The sequence below is a fragment of the Candidimonas humi genome, from assembly GCF_019166065.1.
Taxonomy (GTDB): Bacteria; Pseudomonadota; Gammaproteobacteria; order Burkholderiales; family Burkholderiaceae_B; genus Candidimonas; species Candidimonas humi.
The window spans coordinates 489,439-508,593 of the sequence record NZ_JAHTBN010000003.1; the positions used below are offsets into that span (position 1 = coordinate 489,439).

General features: G+C 58.8%; 18 protein-coding genes. 3 read left to right on the forward strand and 15 right to left on the reverse strand.

The window, feature by feature from the left end; genetic code table 11:
- Positions 1-58: 58 nt before the first annotated feature.
- The 11 genes from wecB to nusG form a co-directional block, all read right to left on the reverse strand.
- The gene (wecB, locus tag KVP10_RS09280) at positions 59-1,162 is read right to left on the reverse strand and encodes a non-hydrolyzing UDP-N-acetylglucosamine 2-epimerase (protein WP_217964268.1); all 1,104 of its coding nucleotides are present in this window, start codon (positions 1,160-1,162) and stop codon (positions 59-61) included.
- Between the two features lie 141 nt (positions 1,163-1,303).
- Positions 1,304-2,548 (reverse strand): hypothetical protein, encoded by a 1,245-nt coding sequence (locus tag KVP10_RS09285; protein WP_217964269.1) that lies wholly within the window; start codon positions 2,546-2,548, stop codon positions 1,304-1,306.
- Positions 2,549-2,608: 60 nt separating this feature from the next.
- A complete protein-coding gene (locus KVP10_RS09290) occupies positions 2,609-4,042 on the reverse strand; it encodes a lipopolysaccharide biosynthesis protein (protein WP_217964270.1) in 1,434 nt (477 codons plus the stop codon).
- Entirely contained in the window at positions 4,039-5,208 is a 1,170-nt protein-coding gene (locus KVP10_RS09295) for a glycosyltransferase (RefSeq protein ID WP_217964271.1), read from the reverse strand. The genes KVP10_RS09290 and KVP10_RS09295 overlap by 4 nt, the downstream gene beginning before the upstream one ends.
- A 2-nt stretch (positions 5,209-5,210) precedes the next feature.
- On the reverse strand, positions 5,211-6,302 hold the full coding sequence (locus KVP10_RS09300) for a DegT/DnrJ/EryC1/StrS family aminotransferase (RefSeq protein ID WP_217964272.1): 1,092 nt from the start codon (positions 6,300-6,302) through the stop codon (positions 5,211-5,213).
- Positions 6,299-6,883 (reverse strand): acyltransferase, encoded by a 585-nt coding sequence (locus KVP10_RS09305; protein ID WP_217964273.1) that lies wholly within the window; start codon positions 6,881-6,883, stop codon positions 6,299-6,301. The genes KVP10_RS09300 and KVP10_RS09305 overlap by 4 nt, the downstream gene beginning before the upstream one ends.
- Complete coding sequence (locus KVP10_RS09310) at positions 6,880-7,824, reverse strand: Gfo/Idh/MocA family oxidoreductase (RefSeq protein ID WP_217964274.1); 945 nt, start codon at positions 7,822-7,824, stop codon at positions 6,880-6,882. Before KVP10_RS09310 ends, KVP10_RS09305 begins: the two co-directional genes overlap by 4 nt.
- A gap of 56 nt (positions 7,825-7,880) precedes the next feature.
- Complete coding sequence (locus KVP10_RS09315; protein ID WP_217964275.1) at positions 7,881-10,109, reverse strand: polysaccharide biosynthesis tyrosine autokinase; 2,229 nt, start codon at positions 10,107-10,109, stop codon at positions 7,881-7,883.
- A gap of 85 nt (positions 10,110-10,194) precedes the next feature.
- The gene (locus tag KVP10_RS09320) at positions 10,195-10,641 is read right to left on the reverse strand and encodes a low molecular weight protein-tyrosine-phosphatase (protein ID WP_217964276.1); all 447 of its coding nucleotides are present in this window, start codon (positions 10,639-10,641) and stop codon (positions 10,195-10,197) included.
- 10 nt (positions 10,642-10,651) lie between these two features.
- Positions 10,652-11,701 carry a polysaccharide biosynthesis/export family protein gene (locus KVP10_RS09325; RefSeq protein WP_246600504.1) on the reverse strand — a complete coding sequence of 350 codons (1,050 nt, stop codon included), beginning with the start codon at positions 11,699-11,701 and terminating at the stop codon, positions 10,652-10,654.
- Between the two features lie 567 nt (positions 11,702-12,268).
- Positions 12,269-12,883: a transcription termination/antitermination protein NusG gene (nusG, locus tag KVP10_RS09330; RefSeq protein WP_217964278.1), complete on the reverse strand. Its 615-nt coding sequence runs from the start codon at positions 12,881-12,883 to the stop codon at positions 12,269-12,271.
- A 446-nt stretch (positions 12,884-13,329) separates the two neighbouring features.
- Between nusG and KVP10_RS09335 the strand changes: the two genes are divergently transcribed.
- Positions 13,330-14,193 (forward strand): YdcF family protein, encoded by an 864-nt coding sequence (locus KVP10_RS09335; RefSeq protein ID WP_217964279.1) that lies wholly within the window; start codon positions 13,330-13,332, stop codon positions 14,191-14,193.
- Positions 14,194-14,220: 27 nt separating this feature from the next.
- Here KVP10_RS09335 and KVP10_RS09340 read toward each other — a convergent pair whose 3' ends face one another.
- Together KVP10_RS09340 and KVP10_RS09345 are read right to left on the reverse strand one after the other, a co-directional pair.
- Entirely contained in the window at positions 14,221-14,862 is a 642-nt protein-coding gene (locus tag KVP10_RS09340) for a DUF3761 domain-containing protein (RefSeq protein WP_217964280.1), read from the reverse strand.
- 429 nt (positions 14,863-15,291) lie between these two features.
- A complete protein-coding gene (locus tag KVP10_RS09345) occupies positions 15,292-16,242 on the reverse strand; it encodes a hypothetical protein (RefSeq protein ID WP_246600505.1) in 951 nt (316 codons plus the stop codon).
- Between the two features lie 137 nt (positions 16,243-16,379).
- On the opposite strand from KVP10_RS09345, the gene KVP10_RS09350 reads away from it, so the two are divergent.
- Together KVP10_RS09350 and KVP10_RS09355 are read left to right on the forward strand one after the other, a co-directional pair.
- A complete protein-coding gene (locus tag KVP10_RS09350) occupies positions 16,380-16,658 on the forward strand; it encodes a type II toxin-antitoxin system RelE/ParE family toxin (RefSeq protein ID WP_217964281.1) in 279 nt (92 codons plus the stop codon).
- Between the two features lie 9 nt (positions 16,659-16,667).
- Positions 16,668-16,961 carry a HigA family addiction module antitoxin gene (locus tag KVP10_RS09355; RefSeq protein WP_217964282.1) on the forward strand — a complete coding sequence of 98 codons (294 nt, stop codon included), beginning with the start codon at positions 16,668-16,670 and terminating at the stop codon, positions 16,959-16,961.
- A 117-nt stretch (positions 16,962-17,078) separates the two neighbouring features.
- Here the strand turns inward: KVP10_RS09355 and KVP10_RS09360 are convergent, their stop codons facing one another.
- The gene (locus KVP10_RS09360) at positions 17,079-17,930 is read right to left on the reverse strand and encodes an enoyl-CoA hydratase/isomerase family protein (protein ID WP_217964283.1); all 852 of its coding nucleotides are present in this window, start codon (positions 17,928-17,930) and stop codon (positions 17,079-17,081) included.
- Positions 17,927-19,093, reverse strand: a complete 1,167-nt coding sequence (locus KVP10_RS09365) for a CaiB/BaiF CoA transferase family protein (protein WP_217964284.1) — start codon at positions 19,091-19,093, stop codon at positions 17,927-17,929. Before KVP10_RS09365 ends, KVP10_RS09360 begins: the two co-directional genes overlap by 4 nt.
- Positions 19,094-19,155 lie beyond the last annotated feature (62 nt).

Genomic DNA, 19,155 nt, shown 5'->3' on the forward strand with positions numbered 1-19,155 from the left:
CTTGGCTTGGGTGCCTTGAAAATGAAAATCATGGAAGTGGCCGCCGGGTGCTGACGACTCAGTTGCCGGGGGCATGAGTGTCGCCCGAGTTCATATATGCCTGAAGGGCATCCACAATTTGCTCTCCGGCATCTCCGTTGCCATAGATCGGGTCGTCAGGGAAAGAAAAGCCGCTCAATTTCCCAAAGCTCGAAACTATCTTTTCGGCATCGGCGCCCGCGAGCATGTTTGCACCTATATCCACAAGTTCGACCCATTCAGTCTCGTCTCTCAATGTGATGCATGGGGTTTTATGAAAATAGGCCTCCTTCTGAACCCCTCCGGAATCGGTCAATATCAGGGAGGCTCTCTTTTGCAGCCAAATCATCTCCAGATAGCCCACGGGTTCTATCACGTGGATATTGCCTCCAAGCTGGATGTCGGCGGTTTCGATCCGGTTTCGGGTCCTGGGGTGCATCGGCAAGATGATAGAAATGGGTAACGATGCCAGCCCTTGCAGGATTTCCCTCAGTCTTGCGGTGTCATCGGTGTTTTCCGCCCTATGAATCGTGCACAGCGCGTAGTCTTTTTCGAACACGTCCATGTCCACAGACGTCGTGGGCGCTTTCGCATGCTCACCGTAATACAGCACTGCGTCGTACATGGTGTCCCCGACTATCCTGATTTTGCTGTCATCTATCCCTTCTTTATGCAGGTTCCGGGATGCATGCGCGGTAGGCGTGAGCAAGATGCTCGAAAGGTGGTCGGTCAGCACGCGATTTATTTCCTCGGGCATTTTCCTGTTGTAGGAACGCAGCCCCGCCTCGACATGCGCGATCGGCACCTGTATCTTTGACGCTGCAATGGCGCCGGCCAGCGTGCTGTCGGTGTCGCCATAGACCAACAGGAAATCGGGCTTTTCGGGCAATAAGATTTCCTCGATTTTTTCGATCATACGGCCGGTGTTTTTTCCATGGCTGCCTCCGCCTATTCCCAGGTGAAAGTGCGGTTTGGGTATGTCCAGTTCGTGGAAAAATATATCCGACATATTGGGGTCGTAATGCTGCCCCGTATGCACGATGATTTCTTGTATCCCCGATTTGTGCTCGCGAATGGCTCTGGAGACGACTGCCGCTTTAACAAACTGGGGCCGGGCTCCGACGATGGTAATCAGTTTCTTCATTGATGAGGCTAGGTTGGGTTCGAACAGATACCTGGATGTGGGTGTCGCGCCGCGGGGGTTACAGATTCGCGCTGAGGATCAAGCCGATCCTCAGCCTGCCGCCTTGAGACCACAGGTCTCGATGCCCGCCGCCGAGCCATGTCATTCCCGATTTATCGCCTGCTTCCCGGACAATGATGCGCGAGGAACTCCTATCAGGAAGTTGCGCTTCATAAGAGCGCTGGCCAGGCATATGCCAAAGAACAGGACACAATAATTCCTGATGAAAGAAATATCGGTGAACGTGGCATTCCTGTTGACATAGAGCAAGGTAAGAATCGCTATATAGATCAAAAAGATCCGCAAGGCGCCGGTCGTGTGCTTGATCAGGAAATCCAGCAGATGGCATTTTGCGCCCAATATCAGGGCATACAGTAAAACCCCCATATACTGCAGATTGATCCAGAATTCCCCTATGGGATTGCCGCCCATTCCATAATCGGCGTACGGGAAAATATGCGCCTTTATTATGTCGTTGTGATAGTTCGTTATGAGGCCGAGTTCGGACGTGCCCGGAATCAGTGTCAGGGGGATTTGGTATAGGTAGAATTTATAGAAATGCGAGGCATACACATAGTTCAAGATGCTGGAAACGCTGAAACTTTCCAGGGAACTGCTCATCATGGCCATTACCGAATTGTAAGTGGTGCTGTCATAGAGGTAGTTGGCTATGGCTTTTCCGAGCAGTATGGCAATGCAGAAGGCGATGAATATGATCTTTTTAGGCCCCATTATGGTGGGGCTTAGCCTTCTGCCGTAGTAGACATACACAAAAGCCGATATTACGGGGAAAAAGGCTATGGATCGTGTTCGCAGCAATAAAACCGAATAGAAAATCAATAGCGCTGAAACTACGATGTATTTGGCTTTTTTTGCCCTGGTCTTGGCCTTGATGGCCCTGAGGCTCGATATCAGGATAGTCAGGCTGAAGAAGTATTGAATCAGCACTCCGCCAAATCCCAGTGCGAGATACTTGGCCTTTCCCTCGATGCCCGCTGTTTGCGGGATAAATATGATCGCAACCAGCGCGGTAATCGGGAAAAGAATCATGCATAGGGAACGCTCGTCTATGCTGTAGATTCGTTTTGCCGTGGCGGGAACAGTCTTTTTCTTGCCGACAAACGAAGAGCAGTACAACGCAAAGAATATGATCAGTATGGATATTTCGAGATTGGGGTCGGGTGTCTTGCCGTATGCGTAAGCGGACGCCGATTGGTCCAGGTAGGCAAGCCCGTCGAAATATATCGGGAAATAATATATTACGAGCCCGGCAGCAGCGAGTGCATGAGTGTCCAGCTTTCTTCGAAGCAGGAATAATATGATCAGGGTAATGAATAAATAGAGCATGAAACTCTTTTGATTGCTTGCGCCGTGCCTGAGGGTGGCGGGCTGCCCGGTTTATCGTGTTTACGCAGGCGATCTAATGAGATTCGACAGGGAGGACGAGGCCAGGCGGTAGGCCGTAGCCAGTACTTGCTTGAAGAAAAACGCCCCGATGATGCCGGCCGACAACCATATGACCGCCCATGTCGATCGCTGGATATGCTGGAAAAGAGACATGCAGATGACCAGCGCCAGGATCGCGGTGCTTATTCCGTACAGCTTGGCTCTCGGTATCGCTTGCCATACGAGGCATGAAAATTCCGTCCTGCATATCAGGAACAGCCAAAACGCGAATGCTGTCGAAATGGCCGCCCCCGCCGCGCCATAATGGGGAATCAGCAGATAGTTGCCGAGCACGTTCACGAGTACAGCTATGAGCGAGGCCGCCATGGAATAGCTCGTCTTGCGGGCTATGCCGATACCCGAGGCAGTTACCTCGGAAAGCGCATATAACAGGGGGCTTACCATGCAGGCGGTAATCAGGTACTGGACCTGAAAATATTTGCTCGGCAGCAGGTATTCCAGCAGCCAGGAAAGTGATCCCGCCAGTACGAATATGAAGAATATCGCCGCAAGCATGTATTCGATGATCGACTCTATTTTCTTCAAGTCGGCTCCGTCCGCCGACCATTTATAGACCGTCGGAGCCCATATCGTGCTGAAGATGCCCGAAAAGATGCTGAAGCCCGCGGCGATACTGGCCGCAACAGAATAGATGCCCAACTCTTCGAATGTGGACAGCCCTCGCAAGAAAAGGCGGTCTGCCGCGACCAGGCCCCAAGAGGCGATGCTTCCCAATATCAAGGGCATGCCGAAGCGGGCCATCGAGCTCAGTTTTTCCTTGTCGATTGTTGCGTTCAGTGCAGGCAGCCATTCTTTCCGGGTGTTCCAGGCAAACAGGACCATGATGGTCAATGTCGAAACTACCTGGGCCGTTATGAGAGCCATGAAGTCATGGTCTACGGGGAACAGCACGTATGAGAGGATGATCAACAGAAAAACCAGCTTCGGTAATACTTGGCTCGCGGAATAGGCCAGGCCTCTTTCCTGCATGCGCAGGATCAGGGATAGAAAGCGCGAAATGTAGCTTGCGGACAAGAATACGGCCGCTAATATTCCTATGGTCGAGCTGTCGATAGAAAAGAGGGCCGAGGACAGGATGGTCGGCTTGTAAATGAACAGCGCCGCTATGCACAAGAGCAATAGCGCCGCACCAGGAGCGCTTGCCGTCTTCAATAGCACGGGCTTGTCCTTGGTTTCGTGGTATTCGCGCACATAAGCCTGGTCCAGGCCCAGGCTGTACAGAAGCGTGCAGAAGTTTGCCGCCACCTGCATCATCGAAATACGGCCGACGTCGGCCGTCGAGAATATCCAGGTCGTTGCGGGCAGCGCGACAAAGCTCAGGGCTGCGCCCAGTATGGGCCCCAGGCTGAAGGCCGCTATCTTCTTGGGCGTCATGGCGCTCTGCTGGTGGAATCGGCGAAGATTGCGCTATCCCACTGCTTTATGGTCACGTTCCAGCTAGAGGCATTCTTTATATATTGCTTGACTCCTGCCGTCGGCTTCGTCTCTTTGCAGCAATGGGCCTCGATTAGTTCCGTCAGTGCCCTGGCTATGCCTTCCGGCTTTTCTACCAGTTTGATCTTCGCTCCGGCGTCGATGATTTCCTGGTAGGGCAGCCAGGCCCCGGCTATGACATAGCCTCCTGCATAGAGGGTTTCCTGCATCGAGCCGCTGAATTGATCGCTGCTTTGTATATTGATCAGGATGTCCGTAATGCATCGCAGCTTCGCCGCGTCTTGGAAACTATAGAAATCGGTAAGTATGGAATAGTTGGCGGCCTGGGCCTGCGTCAATTTTTCTTCTATGGCCTTTTTTACCTCGGGTGACCCATAGCCGACAGGAAACACGAGGTGGATAAGGTTCCTGATCGCCGGCTTCAGTCCGGCCAGGGCCGCGATGATCAGGTCTTGCCTGTGTGCGAGGCTGCCGCTATATCCCGCCAGAACGATTATCTTGTCGTCGGGCAAGCCGAAGAAATCATATGGCAAATCGGTTCTGCCGAATGTATGGGCTTTCAATTTGTCGATTTCGTCCAGCACAGGCAGGCCAAACCTGGCAATCCGCAGCTTGTCGGCCAGTATATGAGGGTTCTTTTTCGAGAAATCCTCTAGCGTTTTGGGGTTGGTGAACACGATGCTGTCGGCATTGCGATATATCTTTATTTTGAGTATGTCCTGGGCCCGAGTCGACCGGTAATAGTCGCTGCCCCATACGACCGCCACGACCCTCCGGGCTTTTTGCTTGAGCATCTTCATGCTTGGGGCAAGAAAGATGTTGATGCCGTGGATTACCGCCGCTTCATATCCATCTGGCAGCTTGCTTATGGCACTTTTGGTGTCTCTTATTATTTTTATGTGCCTTCCGATTTTGCCGAACAAGCTATTTGCGACTGGCCCTATATTGATTTGGATGTCAACGGCTTCCAGCCGATCGGCCTTGCCTGTCGATATCAAGTCTACGGTATAGCCCCTATGCGCGTATTGGGATATGAAATCTTTTACGAAAACCGAGCTTGCGAGCCCTATTATCAAGATTCGTTTGTTATGGTTGTGAACGGCCATCTCTAGCGGATGCCCAGGCCCAGGGCGTTTGCTATCCTCTGAATCTGCTGTTCCGAGAGGTACGGATGCATGGGCAGGCTCAGCGCCTGCTCGGATGCTTTGTCGCCTTCGGGGAGGCGTTTCGTATCGTCGCCCACGGCCGGCTGCTTGTTCAGCGGCAGGGGATAATAGATTGCGGTCGGAATGCCCAGTTCTTTCAGTCTTTTCTGGGCTTCGTCGCGGTCTTGCAGGCGAATCGTATATTGGGCGTATGCGCTTATATTGTGGGGCTCGATATAAGGAGTCGTGTCTATGCCCGCATCCTTGAGGGCAAGGCCATACATTTCCCCGACCTTTTGGCGCAGATGGATTTCCTCTTCGAAAATCGCCAGCTTGTTGAGCAATATGGCTGCCTGCAGCGTATCCAGGCGGCTGTTTGCCCCTATGCGAACATGGTAGTAGCGGCGTTCCTGGCCGTGGCGGGCAATCTGGCGAGACGCTTTTGCCAGATTTTCGTCATTGGTGAAAATTGCGCCGCCGTCTCCATAGCAGCCCAGGGGCTTGCTCGGGAAAAAGCTCGTGCATGCGATGGTGCTTAGATTGCATGAGCGACTGCCCTTGTAGCTTGCGCCAAAACTCTGGGCTGCGTCCTCTATTACCGGTACGCCGTATTTGGCGGCAATGGTGTTTATTGCGTCCATATCGGCGCATTGCCCATACAAGGACACGGGAATGATGGCCTTGGTCTTGGGGGTGATCGCCGCTTCCAGCAGCGCCGGGTCGAGATTGTAGGTACGTGGGTCGATGTCCACATACACCGGCTTGGCGCCCAATATTGCCGCCGCCTCGGCGGTGGCGATATAGGTGAACGCGGGTGTGATGACTTCATCTCCCGGGCCGATGCCCAGCGCCATCAGGGCGATTTGCAGGGCGTCGGTGCCGTTGGCGCAAGTAATGCAGTATTTGGCGCCGCAGAAGCCGGCCAGCTTTTCTTCAAGTTCCGAAACTTCGGGCCCCAATATATATTGCCCGTGTGCGAGCACGCGTTGAATGCTCGCGTCGATCTTGTCTTTGATACGCGCCTGTTGCGTTTTCAGATCGATAAAATCCATCATATGGCAGTGTCCTTGCGCAGACATCCGTTTTCCAGGATGTAGTGTTCGTTGGTGTCAGGGCATATGGCGCGGCCATTGCCGGTCAGGGGCAATCGCAGGCGCGTGCCGAACTCGCTCATCCAGCCGACCTGTCGTGCCGGCACTCCCACCATCAAGGCGTACGGCGCAACGTCTTTATTGACGACGGCGCCGGCGCCGACGAACGCGAATTCTCCGATTACGACACCGCAGACGACGGTGCAGTTGGCCCCCAGGCTTGCACCCTTCTTCACCAGAGTGGGGCGGTATTCGTGCTTGCGTTCCACCAGCGCGCGCGGGTTGTAGACATTGGTGAACACCATGCTGGGCCCGCAGAACACGCCTTCCTCCAGGGTTACGTCGTCGTATATGGAAACATTGTTCTGCACCTTGCAGTTGTCGCCTATCGCGACCGTGTTGCCGACGAAGACATTCTGGCCCAGAGACACGGCCTTGCCGATGCGGGCGCCGGCGCACACATGCACAAAGTGCCATATGCGCGAGCCCTCGCCGATTTGCGCGCCCTCGTCGACGATGGCACTGGGGTGCTGGTAGTGGCTCATTTCTTCAAGAACGGATGGTAGTCGCCGTTAAGCGGAGCGATTTCGGCGTTGCGTATTGCCGCCACCGTGCTGATCGCCGTGCGGTTCTCTTCCAGTCCATAGCCCCGGCCCGCCAGGATCTCTTCATAGCTGCGGGTATGGAGATCGGTGAAGCCGCCCGAAAATTCGATTTCCTCGCCGTCCACGGTAATGGACCGGAATGTGCGTTGCCCCGCGTGCCTCTGCTTGCCCGGCACATCCTCTATGTCGACGGAGAGAAACCAACGGACGCGGGCATGTTGGTATTCCAGATACCCGGCGGCCTTGGTGTCGGAGGAAAGATGCACGACATTGTCTTGCAGGTCGCCGAATATGAAATGCAGCATGTCGAAGAAGTGCACGCCGATATTCGTGGCGATCCCGCCGGACTTCTTCAGGTCGCCCTTCCAGGACTGCAGGTACCAGTGGCCGCGCGAGGTGATGTAGGACAAATCTACCTCGTGCTTGGTGTCCTGGCTCTGGCTTCGCACCTTCTTCCGCAGCGCGATGATGGAAGGATGGACCCGCAATTGGAGAATGGTGTTGACCTTATGGCCGGTGTCGCGTTCGATGTCCTGCAGGCCGTCGATGTTCCACGGATTCAAGACCAGGGGCTTTTCGCATATGACATCGGCGTCCGAGCGCAAGCCGAATCGCATGTGGGAGTCATGCAGGTAGTTGGGCGAGCAGATCGATATGTAATCGACTTGTTTGCTGTGTTTGGCCCGGCGCAGCTTGTCGATATGTCGATCGAAGCGTTCGAACTCGGTAAAGAAATCCGCGTTGGGGAAGTGGCTGTCTATGATGCCGACCGAGTCATTGACGTCTAGCGCGGCAATCAGTTCGTTGCCGGTGGCCTTGATCGCCTGCATATGGCGCGGGGCGATATAGCCCGCCGCACCGATGAGCGCAAAGTTTTTCATACCTTCCTGTGCTATGTATGGACGTAAAGATGAATCGATATGCCTAGGGGGATCCGTCAGCCGGGAGTGCCGTATTCATAGTTGGTATAGCGGTAATTCCCGTACTTCGATCCGTAGCGCCGGTTGGTGGCTACCAGGTCGTTGAAGATCACGCCGCTGACATGGGCGCCGGCCTGGCGCAAGCGTTTTGCCGATTCCTCGAGCTCGCCCAGGGTGCTTGCTTGCGCGCGAGCCAGCAGGAACAAGGTCCCCGCGTGAGGGGCCAAGGCCATGGCGTCCGAGACGGCAAGTATCGGCGAGGTGTCCAGCAGCACGATGTCGTATTGGGCCGACAACTCGCGCAGTATTTGTGTGGTGGCCTGGGACAGCAGCAGTTCGGCGGGATTCGGGGGCACGATGCCGGTGGTGATCAGATCCACATTGGGCAGCACGTTTTTATGCACAGCATCCTCGGCCCGCAGGCTGCCGCTGATCAGCTCGCTGTAGCCCTTGTTGCGCTCGAGTCCGAAATATTGGTTGATGTAGCCTTTGCGCAGGTCCGCGTCGATCAGCAGCACGCGCTTGCCGGCAGCGCCCAGGATCGCCGCGAAGTTCACACTGGTAAACGACTTGCCTATGCCTGGGGTCGGGCCGGTGAGCAGCACGATATTGTTGCTGGCGTCCAGCATCGCGAACTGCAGGGCGGTGCGCAAGCTGCGCAGGCTTTCCACCGCCGGCTCCGTCGGGGCAATCTCGGCCAGCACATGAGTGCCCGGCGCCTTGCTCATGGCCAGTTCATGCAGCCGGCCCTGCGAGGCCGAATGGGGGATAGTGGCGAATACATGCAGGCCCAGCGCGGACTCGATGTCGCTGGGGTCCTTGATGCCGGGGTTCAGCCAATTGCGAATGAAGGCGATGATGGCGCCCAATACCAGGCCCAGCACCAAGGCAATGGCCAGAACCAATAGGCGCCTTGGCCATACGGGTTTTTCGGGCGTTACGGCGGGGTCCACGACCCGCACATTGCCTACCTTGCCTTCCTTGACCAGCTTCAGTTGCTGCGAACTGTTCAGCAGGTTTACGTACATGTCGCCGTTGACTTTCACGTCCTGCATCAGGGTCAGCAGCTGCTGTTCCAGGTCGGGCAGCTTCTTGATACGTTGCTGCACCTGGGTAATTTTCTTGTGCAAGGCGGCGATCTGCTCGTCGACCACCCGCACGCTGGGGTGGGCAGGCGTGAATTGCGCCAGCAGTCCGCGGCGTTTCTGCTGCAGATCGAGCAACTGGCTCTGCAAGTTGACGGATGTATTCAGCGCCAATCCGCCCTCGGTGGTGAGGTCGAAAGTTCCATGCTGGTCGCGGAACTTGGTGTACTTGGCGGTGGCCTCGTCCACCTTTTTCTTCAATTGAGGCAGGTAGGTGCTCAGGAAGCTCAGGGACTTTTCGGCCTCTGCGGCTTTGCGATCCACGTTTTGCTTCACGTATTCGGTATCGACGGCGTTCAGCACTCGCATGATATGCACAGGGTCCGGCCCTTTCAGGGTGACCGCGATTACCCCGGATTGTTTGCCTTGTTCGTTGATTTGCAGGTTTTTCTGCAGGTTGGCGATCGAGGCCAGGCGCGACTGGCGCACCAGGGTAAAGGACGCCCCTGGCTTGGCCTGGAGGCTGGCGACCCGGATGCGTCCAGGTTCGTCTTTTGCCGTGAATTCGCTCACACTGCCCACGGTGCCGTTTACCAGTATCCGGCCGTCGGGGTCCTTCAGCACATATCCCTTGCTGCTTGCGACCAGCTTCAGTTCCTTGCCTTCAAGTTCCTTGGGCACGTCCAACTGAGTCACTTCAATGGATTCGGTGCCTGTCACATATCCCCCCATGCCCAGGAAGCCCGGGTTGGAAAGACCGGATGCATGCCGGGCCAGCCATTGGCCTATGAAGGGCAGGTAGTCGGGCGCAGCGTTGATGTACAAGTGCAGGGCATCGGCTGCGCCGCCTACCACCAGGCGCGAGCGCAGGATTTCCATTTCGGCGGAGGTGGGGGACATCCCGCTGAATAGGGAAGTCAGTTCGGTCAACTGGGTGCTGGTGTCGTTTTGGCTCTGCTCCACCTGAATCAATGTGTCCGCCTGATAGATGGGCTGGGTCAGGAGCACATACGCGACACTGATGGCTAGCACGACGGCGGCCACGGACAGTATCAGCCAGCGAGCGTCCAGCAATATGTCCAGCAGGCCTATGACGTCGATTTCGTCCGAGTCCTGAGTTTCGGCAAGAGGGGCTGGCGCGGCGTTTTGTGGAGTATTCATTCAGTCGCTGAAGGTTCTATTTGGCGTTTGTATGTGGATGTATTGGCGATGCCAGGCATGCCTGTGGCGGGGCCTGTCGCTTGGTTCAGCTCAGGCGCTCGATGCGGTGGGCCCACTGCCTGGCCCCTAGCTCGATGTGCTGGTAAGCGGTTTGGAAAGCATCCAGCCCTTGGCGGTAAGGGTCGGCAATATCGACGGGCGGCTGGCCTGCCTTGGCGATGCCCAGGCAATGCACTTTGCCGCGGGCATAGGGATACAGGCGCTCGATCTCCTGTCGCTGCGAGTTTTCCATTACCAGGATCAGGTCGGCGTCGGTGCACATCCAGCCGGCCAACTGCTGCGCGCGATGCGCGGACAGGTTGAGCTGGTGCTCTCTGGCGACTGCCTGGGCCAGGGGGTCGGCCTCCTGGCCGACCAGCGCCGCGAGGCCCGCGGACCATACTCTTGTTCGGGGAAGCAACTGGCGCAGCACTGCTTCCGCGGTGGGGCTGCGGCAAATATTTCCTATGCAGACGGTCAGAATCTTGTCCATCGGCTTGCGTTTACTTCGCTACGGCATTGGTCGTCGACGTAGTGGTCACGACGGCGCCATAGCTGGGTAGCAGCATGCTGATTACGCGGTTCCAGCGCACGACCGGCGCCGGGTCGATGAAGACCACGTCATGCGGCTTCATGGCGAAACTGTCCGCAAGCACGAACGCGGTTGGCGACTTGGCATTCAGGTGGAAGATTTCCGCCTTGTTGTCCCGGCCCTTGCGTATCACATAGATTTGTTTCGGATTGGATGTCGTGGGGTTGGGGCCGCCGGCCTCGCCTATGGCTTCGGTCAGTGTCATTTGGCCATCGCGCAACTGCTGCGAATGGGGGCTGACTACTTCGCCCATCACGAAGATCTTGGATTCGTCCTGATTGACGACACGCAGCAGGTCGCCATTGGCCAGCATGAGCCGGTTCGGGTTGACCCCCAGGCGCGTGAGTTCGGGCAGATCGATGTGTATGGTGTGGCCGTGGCGCGTCAGCAGGATGGACGAGCGATCCGCTGCTTCGGTGAATCCGCCCGCACGGTTGATCGCCTCGGGCAGCGTCATGGGAAGATCGTCCATGACTTGCAGGCCCGGATTACGCACTTCGCCGTCTATATAGACGCGGCGGTGGCGATAGTTCTGCACCCGTACCGTGAGTTCGGGGTCCTTGACGTACTTGGCCAACTTCCTGGTCAATAGCTCGCGGATCTGGTTTTCGGTAAGGCCGCTTACCTTGACGGCCCCCATGAACGGGAACTGAATGAAGCCGCCCGAGCTGACGTTGTAGCCGTTGCCTACGTCCGCCTGGCTGGGCGACCCCGTGGCGTGATTCGACGCCACGGGTATCAAGGCAAGTTCCGGGTGTCCCCACACCATCACGTTAAGCACATCCCCCGGCCCCACCGTGTAGGCGGAGCCTTTGCCGAACAGGCGCCTTACGTCGCCCTTGACCTCCTGGGCCTGTGCGGCTTCTTGCTTTTGTATAAGTTCGGAGGTAATGGGAATCAGCGCCCCCGGCGGAGCCGGATCTTCGGCCATGTGCTTCTGCACGTCCTGCGGCGTACCCATGTGCATGCCTGGCGACAGGGCGCAGGCGGAAAGCAGCGCGGACAGACACAGGCTGATTAACAGGCGTGGGGCTCGCAGCAGGGCGACAGGTCTTGCAAGGGCCGAATTAGTCATCAAGAATATTTTTCTATGGCGAAAGTTAGACGATGGCCGGTATTTCACTTGCCTGTACAAGGCACTGGAAATATGCCCGAGGCGTGGCTGTGTGGTATTCGTCGGGGGGAGGGCAGCATGCTCGGAAGGGCGAATAAAGCCCCGAGACCGACGGCATGTGTAATGGGGTTTCCCCCGGGATATTTATATTTGGCGCAGGCTACCGCAATGTTTTTGGCTATCGTCGCCAAAAACAAAATGGGCCGTCTGTCGTGTAGCGGCTGCTATTGTAGTAGCCGATTCCTGCACTCATGTGTCTGATCCATGGGTTTGATTGCGTGCATTTGTGACTGCTTGTTGCCATATTGATTTGCCAGATTATGTATTGCGGCGCTTGGAGTTGGGCTATTTTTATTTTGGGCTTGCGCTGTTATCGCCTTGTTATTGGGGGCCTGACGGCAAAAATCCCGATGTTCAATCCACCAGTTCCAACTGGCCGTGCTCGACCCGCAATGTTTTCTGACGCCCTAGAATCTGTAGCAATATTGTGACGCGCTTGGCCGATACTGAATGCACCAGCCCTTCCAGCGTATTCAGGCCGGGCTCGCACAAGCGCACTCGTTTACCGGGCTGGAAGGGACTGATGGTTTGCAAGGGCGCCTCGTTGCGTTGCTGCTCCAGCAGTTGTATGGCGTCCAGGGTATTTGGCTGTAGTGTGGCCAGCTCGGGGCCGAAACGCACCAGGTTGTTGACGCCGCGCGTAGAGCGCACGGTGGCCAGCGACTGCTGGGGACGGGCGGGGCGCAGGAATACGTAGCGGGGAAACATAGGCTGGTACACGACCTGGGCATCGGAAACCTGGCCGTCTTGGCTGGTCGCGGGCTGCTCGGGACGTTCGGCGGCAGCCGTCCTGGGCTGCTTTTGTACAGCCTTGTACAGCGGCAAATAGGTATGGAAGCCTTGGCGTTGCAGATTCTGCACGGCGCTGTGTTCCTGGCGCGGCTTGGTATAGGCCACGTACCAGCATTGCTCACTCGTGCCGTCATGAGATTGGGCTTCGCTCGCGTGTATGTCTTGTGCGTCGTTCATTTCTACCAATGTCGTATCGTATCCATTTATTTTCGCTGCATATTGTTTATATATATGCAACGTCTGCCGTGTACGATACACGCACTAAAGCGCTACATGTGCAACATGATTTAGCACAATTTAAATGTAGATGATCGACTTAAAAATGTACTATATCCCCGCATTTATGCTTGCAATTCCCTTTGGTGAAGAATGAGGTGTCGCTATGTCTGTCGTGCAACTATTTATTGCGATAATTTACGTAGTTGTACTGGTTGTTCCGGCCCAGAAGCTGTTGCGTCGCGCCGGCTATAACCCCTGGCTGGCGATATTGGCTGTGATCCCTTTGATTAATCTCGTGGCATTATGGGTTTTTGCGTATGCGCGCTGGCCCACGCGTCGCAGAGTGCCATAGGGATTTATGTATTATTCCCATTTAAATCGACGGGAGGCCGTCCCGATTATCGATGTCGGCTAGTCTCATCTTTACCAAGAGCATTGCCCTGTTCCTGCTGTTCCCGGGTAATTTGCTGTTCGCCCTGCTGCTTGCCCTGTTTCTGTTGAAGACTCGCCGCCGGGCCTGGGGCTTGGGCGTGCTATGGGTTTGCGTGCTGATGCTGGTGGTGCTGGCCATGCCGGTGGTGGGGCAGAAGCTGGTCAGCACAGTGGAAACGGTGCCCCCGATTGCCGCTGCAGCGCTGCCGCCGCCCGTGGCCGGCGTCTGCGGGGCAAGCGGGGAAGGGGCCGAGCTTCTTGCCGCGCCGGACGCTCCTGCTGCCCCTCGGGCCATTGCATCCGGCCCCTTGCAGGGGGCCCAGGCCATCGTCGTCATCAGCGGCGACATCGATTATCACCAGGCCGAGTACGGCGGCGGCTCCGCGGGGCCTTCCACGCTGGAACGCATACGCTATGCGGCGTATCTGTATTGCCGCAGCGCTTTGCCGATATTGGTTTCGGGAGGCATCCCGGTGGAGGGCGTATCCTCGGCCGATGTGATGCGGCGCGAGCTTACCGGCTTGTTTCGGGTACCGGTGCGCTGGGCCGAAGGCCGCTCGCAGAATACCGCGCAAAATGCGCGCTATTCCTGGAGCCTGCTGCATTCGCAGGGGATCGATACGGTGGTGCTGGTGACCAGCGCTACGCACATGCCGCGGGCGCTGGAAAGTTTCAAGCGCGCGGGTTTCAGGGTGATTGCCGCGCCCACCGGCTTCGATACGCCGCCGGTGATGGGGCTGCTGGACTATATCCCGCAGATGAGCGGGCTAGGTTTGTCGAATACCGCCCTGCATGAGTGGATAGGCCGCTTGTGGTACGACCTGCGGGGCATGTGACCCCGCAGGCTTGTTGCTGCTGCGGCCTTACGAGCAGGCCTTGCCGTGATCGGCGCGTGCGCCCATCGACCTGGCTTGCGATTCGCTCATGTATTGGCCGTTCTTGGTCTTGCCGTACCAGCGGTCGCCCTGGCAGTGGTAGACCTTGCTTTCAGTGTTGACCCACACTTTGCCGGCGCCGCCGCCGGCAGCCATGGGCGCCGGGGCGGACTGGCGCATGGCCGGGGCGTTGGCCGAGGGCGCTGTGTTGCGGGCTACCGGGGCCGCCGGCCGGGCTGCGGCTTGGGGCGCGCTTTGGGCGCCATACCATTCCTTGATGCCTTTATGGCCCGAGCAGGCGCCACGCTTGCTGGCGCCGCTGTAGGACGTGCCGTCCTTGCACAGGGCGGTAGCACCCGCGGCCGGTGCGGCGGGGGCCGCCGGAGCCGCGGCGCGAGCGGTGGGCTTGGGTGCGCTTTGTGCGCCATACCATTCCTTGACGCCCTTGTGGCCCGAGCAGGCGCCGCGCTTGCTGGCGCCGCTGTATGAGGTGCCATCCTTGCACAGGGCCGTAGCGCCCGGAGCCGCTGCGGGCGAGGTGCTCGCCGCCTGCGCGGGTGAACTCGCCATGCCCAGCGTCAGCGCCAGCGCACCGGCGGCAAAGGTACATGCTTGTATGAATGTCTTCATGCTCGTAAACCTCTTTCCTGTTGATCTTGATGTCGAACGTCGATGTGTCCGCAATGTCCACACGGGCGAAAATGTAACGCCGAAACGCCGGACGGCTACGCGGACATGTAAGCGATCGTAGAGTTTGCCTGTCCGGCCCCGGCATGGCGTGGCGTGCTGCGGCCCGACCAGTCGGATGTAGTGCTCTCTGCCGAAGAGCAGGGAGCAGGCGGTGCCGCAGTCGGCTGCGCCGGCCCGCCGAGGCCGTGTGCTGCCGGATTACGTCGAGGGAGCCATCCACCTCCTGCTTGCGTGTAGATCATTTATGGACTGTGATTTTCCGCCCATAAAACAATAATCGCCAGTCTTTTCAATACATCGAGATACAAAATGACTGTCAGGCAGTGTCAAGCCCCGCGGGATGTCCGTGGATGGAGCGCGCAGGCGAGCTTACTTCCCGACTGCGGCGTAGCGCTGCTGGCTTGGCGACCAGCGGAAGTTGCGGCGCCACTTGCCCGATCGTTGCTGCAGGCGCAAGTCGTGAAAGCCATCGCTGGTACCGTTCAGCACGGACAGCACATTGCTCGCGTCGGTCTGGATATGGTCGCGTGTGCCATCCTTGTGCCAGTCGCCGGCCAGCATTTTCGTGTACATCATGGGCTGCGCGAAAACCACTCGCAGCTTCGCACCGTCCACCAGGAAGAGGTATAGCGCCTCGAACGAAGCGCCGCCGCCGGCGTAGCCTTCGGACCAGCCGGTGCGCACACCGAAGGCATAGTCTTTGCCGCGCAGGCGATAGGCCGCGAAATCGAAGCGCAGCCAGCTTTGCGGCATGCCCTCGGCGCGCCCGGTTTTCGGGTCGTTGCCTATGCTTTGCGGCGCATCGATATCGGTGTCGCTCCAGTCTACCGGCGTGTCGACGGGGGCCTGAGTGCGTGCGACCAGGCGCGGCGCGCCCTGGGCATCGCGCGTGTACACGCCGAACCAGACCTCGTGGGGCGTATCGTCGTCGCCGCTGCACGAGCTGGGGTCGTAGTGCAGTTCCGTCTTGGCCTGCTCGGGTGTGGTGGCCAGACATACGATGGCCACATAGGATTGCGCTTGCTGCGGCCAGGGCTTGGCGCCCGCCAGAGTCAGGCGTTTCGGGTCTTGCCCGGGCGCGAGCTGCGCAAGCAGCAGTTCTTTGGTAAAACCTTGCGGCAGTTGCGTGCCGAACCCGTCGGGCTGCGGCACGCCGCCTATTTGCTGGTCGAAGGCGGCGCGCCCCTCCGGGCTCTTGATCGCCCCGCGCACCTGGTCCAGTGAATGCACGGTGACCGCGCCGGCAGGGACGCCCAGGCATAGGCATAAGGGCAGGCAGAGTGCCAGGGGTTTTAAGTTGTTAGCGATGAGGGATTTCATGCCCGGAATCATATTGCAAACCTATCGCGGGGAACATCCCTCGCTGACTGATGGGGCGCCCGCAGCGGCCTGGCTTGTGTAGGCGTGACAAAATAGTATCGCTTGACGTTAGTATTGTGGCTCGTTACTATCACCGTATGATCAAGTCCTTCGCCTGCAACGATACCGAAGCGATGTACAACGGTACGCGTATTGCCCGGTTTGTGAATATCGAGTCGGTGGCGATGCGTAAGCTGGCGATGCTGCACCGGGCGGCACGCCTGGACGATTTGCGCATTCCGCCGAACAACAGGCTCGAACAATTGAAAGGCGACAGGAAGGGGCAGCACAGCGTCCGGATCAACGACCAATGGCGCATATGTTTTGTCTGGACAGGGCGCGATGCCGAAAACGTCGAGATCGTGGACTACCATTAGGAAATGATTATGCGTACCGTACCGTATCCCACTCCTGGCGAAATCCTGCTGGAAGAATTTCTGAAGCCGATGGGCATCACGCAATATCGCCTGGCCAAAGATATTAGGGTGCCACAGCGGCGGATTAGCGAAATTATTGCCGGTAAGCGCGCTGTGACGGCTGATACCGGCCTGCGCCTGTCGCGCTACTTTGGCACCTCGGACGAATTCTGGACCGGCTTGCAATTGAGTTTCGATCAGGCGCGGGCCAAGGACGCGCTGGCCGATGTGCTGGCGAAAATCCAACCGCGGGAACACGCATGAGCGTTGCGAAGAGCCCTCGCCATAAGGCCGGAGTTCTTTTCTAGGCGTAGCCCTCCACGGGAACGAGGAGGCCACGCTTGGCCCGTTCGAGGCAAAGGCGAAACGGGGACGGCAGTTTTATCTTGCCGTCTTCGCCAGTTGGGCCTGACGGTATTGCGTGATGCGCTGCTTCAACCCTGGCTCGGCGGCGGAGCGCACCAGGGCGGCCAAGTCCGCATCGCCGTGGGTATCGGCCAGGGCAGCCGCGCGCAGGGCGGCCACGGTCGCGCGGGGCGCGGCGGGGGGGCGGCTCAGGGTGGCCAGCAAGGTCTCGGCCTCTTCGGGGGTGGCGGCCGCATGGCTGGCCAGCCCGGCTTGCAAGGCCTGTGCGGCGTCCAGTATTTCGCCTTCGCAGGTCAGGGCGTGGGTGCGCTGCATGCCCACCCGCGCAGCCAGGCGCCGGGTGCCCAGCACCAGGCCGAAGCCCGCGCCGGGAAAGGCATAGCGGCTGCCCTGCACGGCCAGCCGCAGGTCGCAGGCCGCAAACAGATCGGCGCCGGCGCCCCAGGCGCGGCCGGCGCATAGCGCGATGGTACGCATCGGGGCGCGCCAGATGGCGTCCAGCAGCATCTCGATACGGACGAAGCGGGCCAGCAGGTCGCCGTCGCTTTGCGTTTCCAGGTCGCCCAGGTCGAAGCCGGTGCAGAAATGCCGGCCGCGCGAACGCAGCAGCAGCGTATGTACGGCGATGTCGGCGCCGGCCGCTTGCACCAGGGGCAGCAAAGTTTCGACCATGGCGGCCGATAGCGCGTTGCCGCGTTCGTCGTGTTCCAGCCAGAGCGTGGCCACGCCATCGGCGACCTGCAGCCGCGCCGGGGCCGCGGCGGGCGCTTGCGGCGCTTGTGCGCGCGCTTGTGCGCCCGGCGCTGCTGTCGCTTGGATTTGCGTCACTTGCGCCTGGTCCTTCTGCGCCTGTTGCGTTTTCGTCATCGCGGCCCTTTCCAGGCGGCGGAGTGTTCGCGCAGGGCCTGCGTATGCTGGCCCAGTTCGGGCAGATCCAGGTCCACTTGTACCGGCGCGCCGTTGATCCACACCGGATTGCCCACTGTGCGGGTCTGGTGGCCGCCGGGCAGCGTCAGCGCGAGCGTCAGTTGCAAGTGTTTCGCCTGCGGATCGGCCAGTGCGTCGTCATAGCCGTTGATCAGCGCGCAAGGCACGCCCGCGGCGCGGAATTCGTCCAGCAGCGGGCCGGTGTCGCGTTGCGCGAATTCGGGGTCGAGCATGTGCTTGATCTCGGCCTGGTGCGCAGCACGCAGCGCATTCGAGCCGTAGCGCTCTTCGCCGGCCCACTCGGGGTGTCCGACCACCCGGCATACCGAGGCCCACAGCTTGTTGTTGCCCGCGGCAATGGCGAACCATCCGTCGCGCGCCCGATACGCCTGGTAGGGCGCATTGCGCGGATGCGCCGAGCCCAGCTTGCGCGGATTGCGCCCGGTACCGAAGTATTCGCTGGTTTGCAGCGCGGCGATCGCCAGCGTAGTGCTGAACATCGGCACGTCGATGTGGCCGCCCGCACCGCCTGCGCGCACCCGCGCCAGCATCGCGGCGATCGAGAATGCGCCGTACAGGCCGGCGGTGAAGTCCGATACGGGCACGCCGCACTTGACCGGCTCTCCGTCGGGCTCGCCGGTTACGCTCATCACGCCGGCCGCGGCCTGGATAGTCAGGTCGAAGCCGCCTTCGCCGGCGCGCGGCCCCGTCTGCCCATAGGCTGAAATCGAGCAATACACCAGCTCGGGCTTGCGTTCGCGAAACCAGTCCCAGCCCAGGCCGAGCCTGTCCATGACGCCGGGGCGGTTGTTTTCCACGAGTACGTCGGCCTCGAGCACCAGACTGCGCGCCAGGTCGCGGTCGGCCTCGTTCTTCAGGTCGAGGCAGGCCGAGCGCTTGCCGCGGTTCAAGGACGCGAAGTTCTCGCTGTAGCCTTGCTGGATAGGCGGCCATTGCCGCAATCCGTCGCCTTGCGGCGGCTCGATCTTCAGGACGTCCGCGCCGTAGTCGGCCAGCAGCATGCCGCAAAACGGCCCCGCGGCGATTTGACAGAACTCGACGACTCTTACGCCGCCAAGCAGCCCTTGCTTGTTTACATCCATGGATAGCTTCCGTGCTGATTCGGGTGGCAAGCCGGACCGCAGGCCAAGCTTGCCGAAGATAA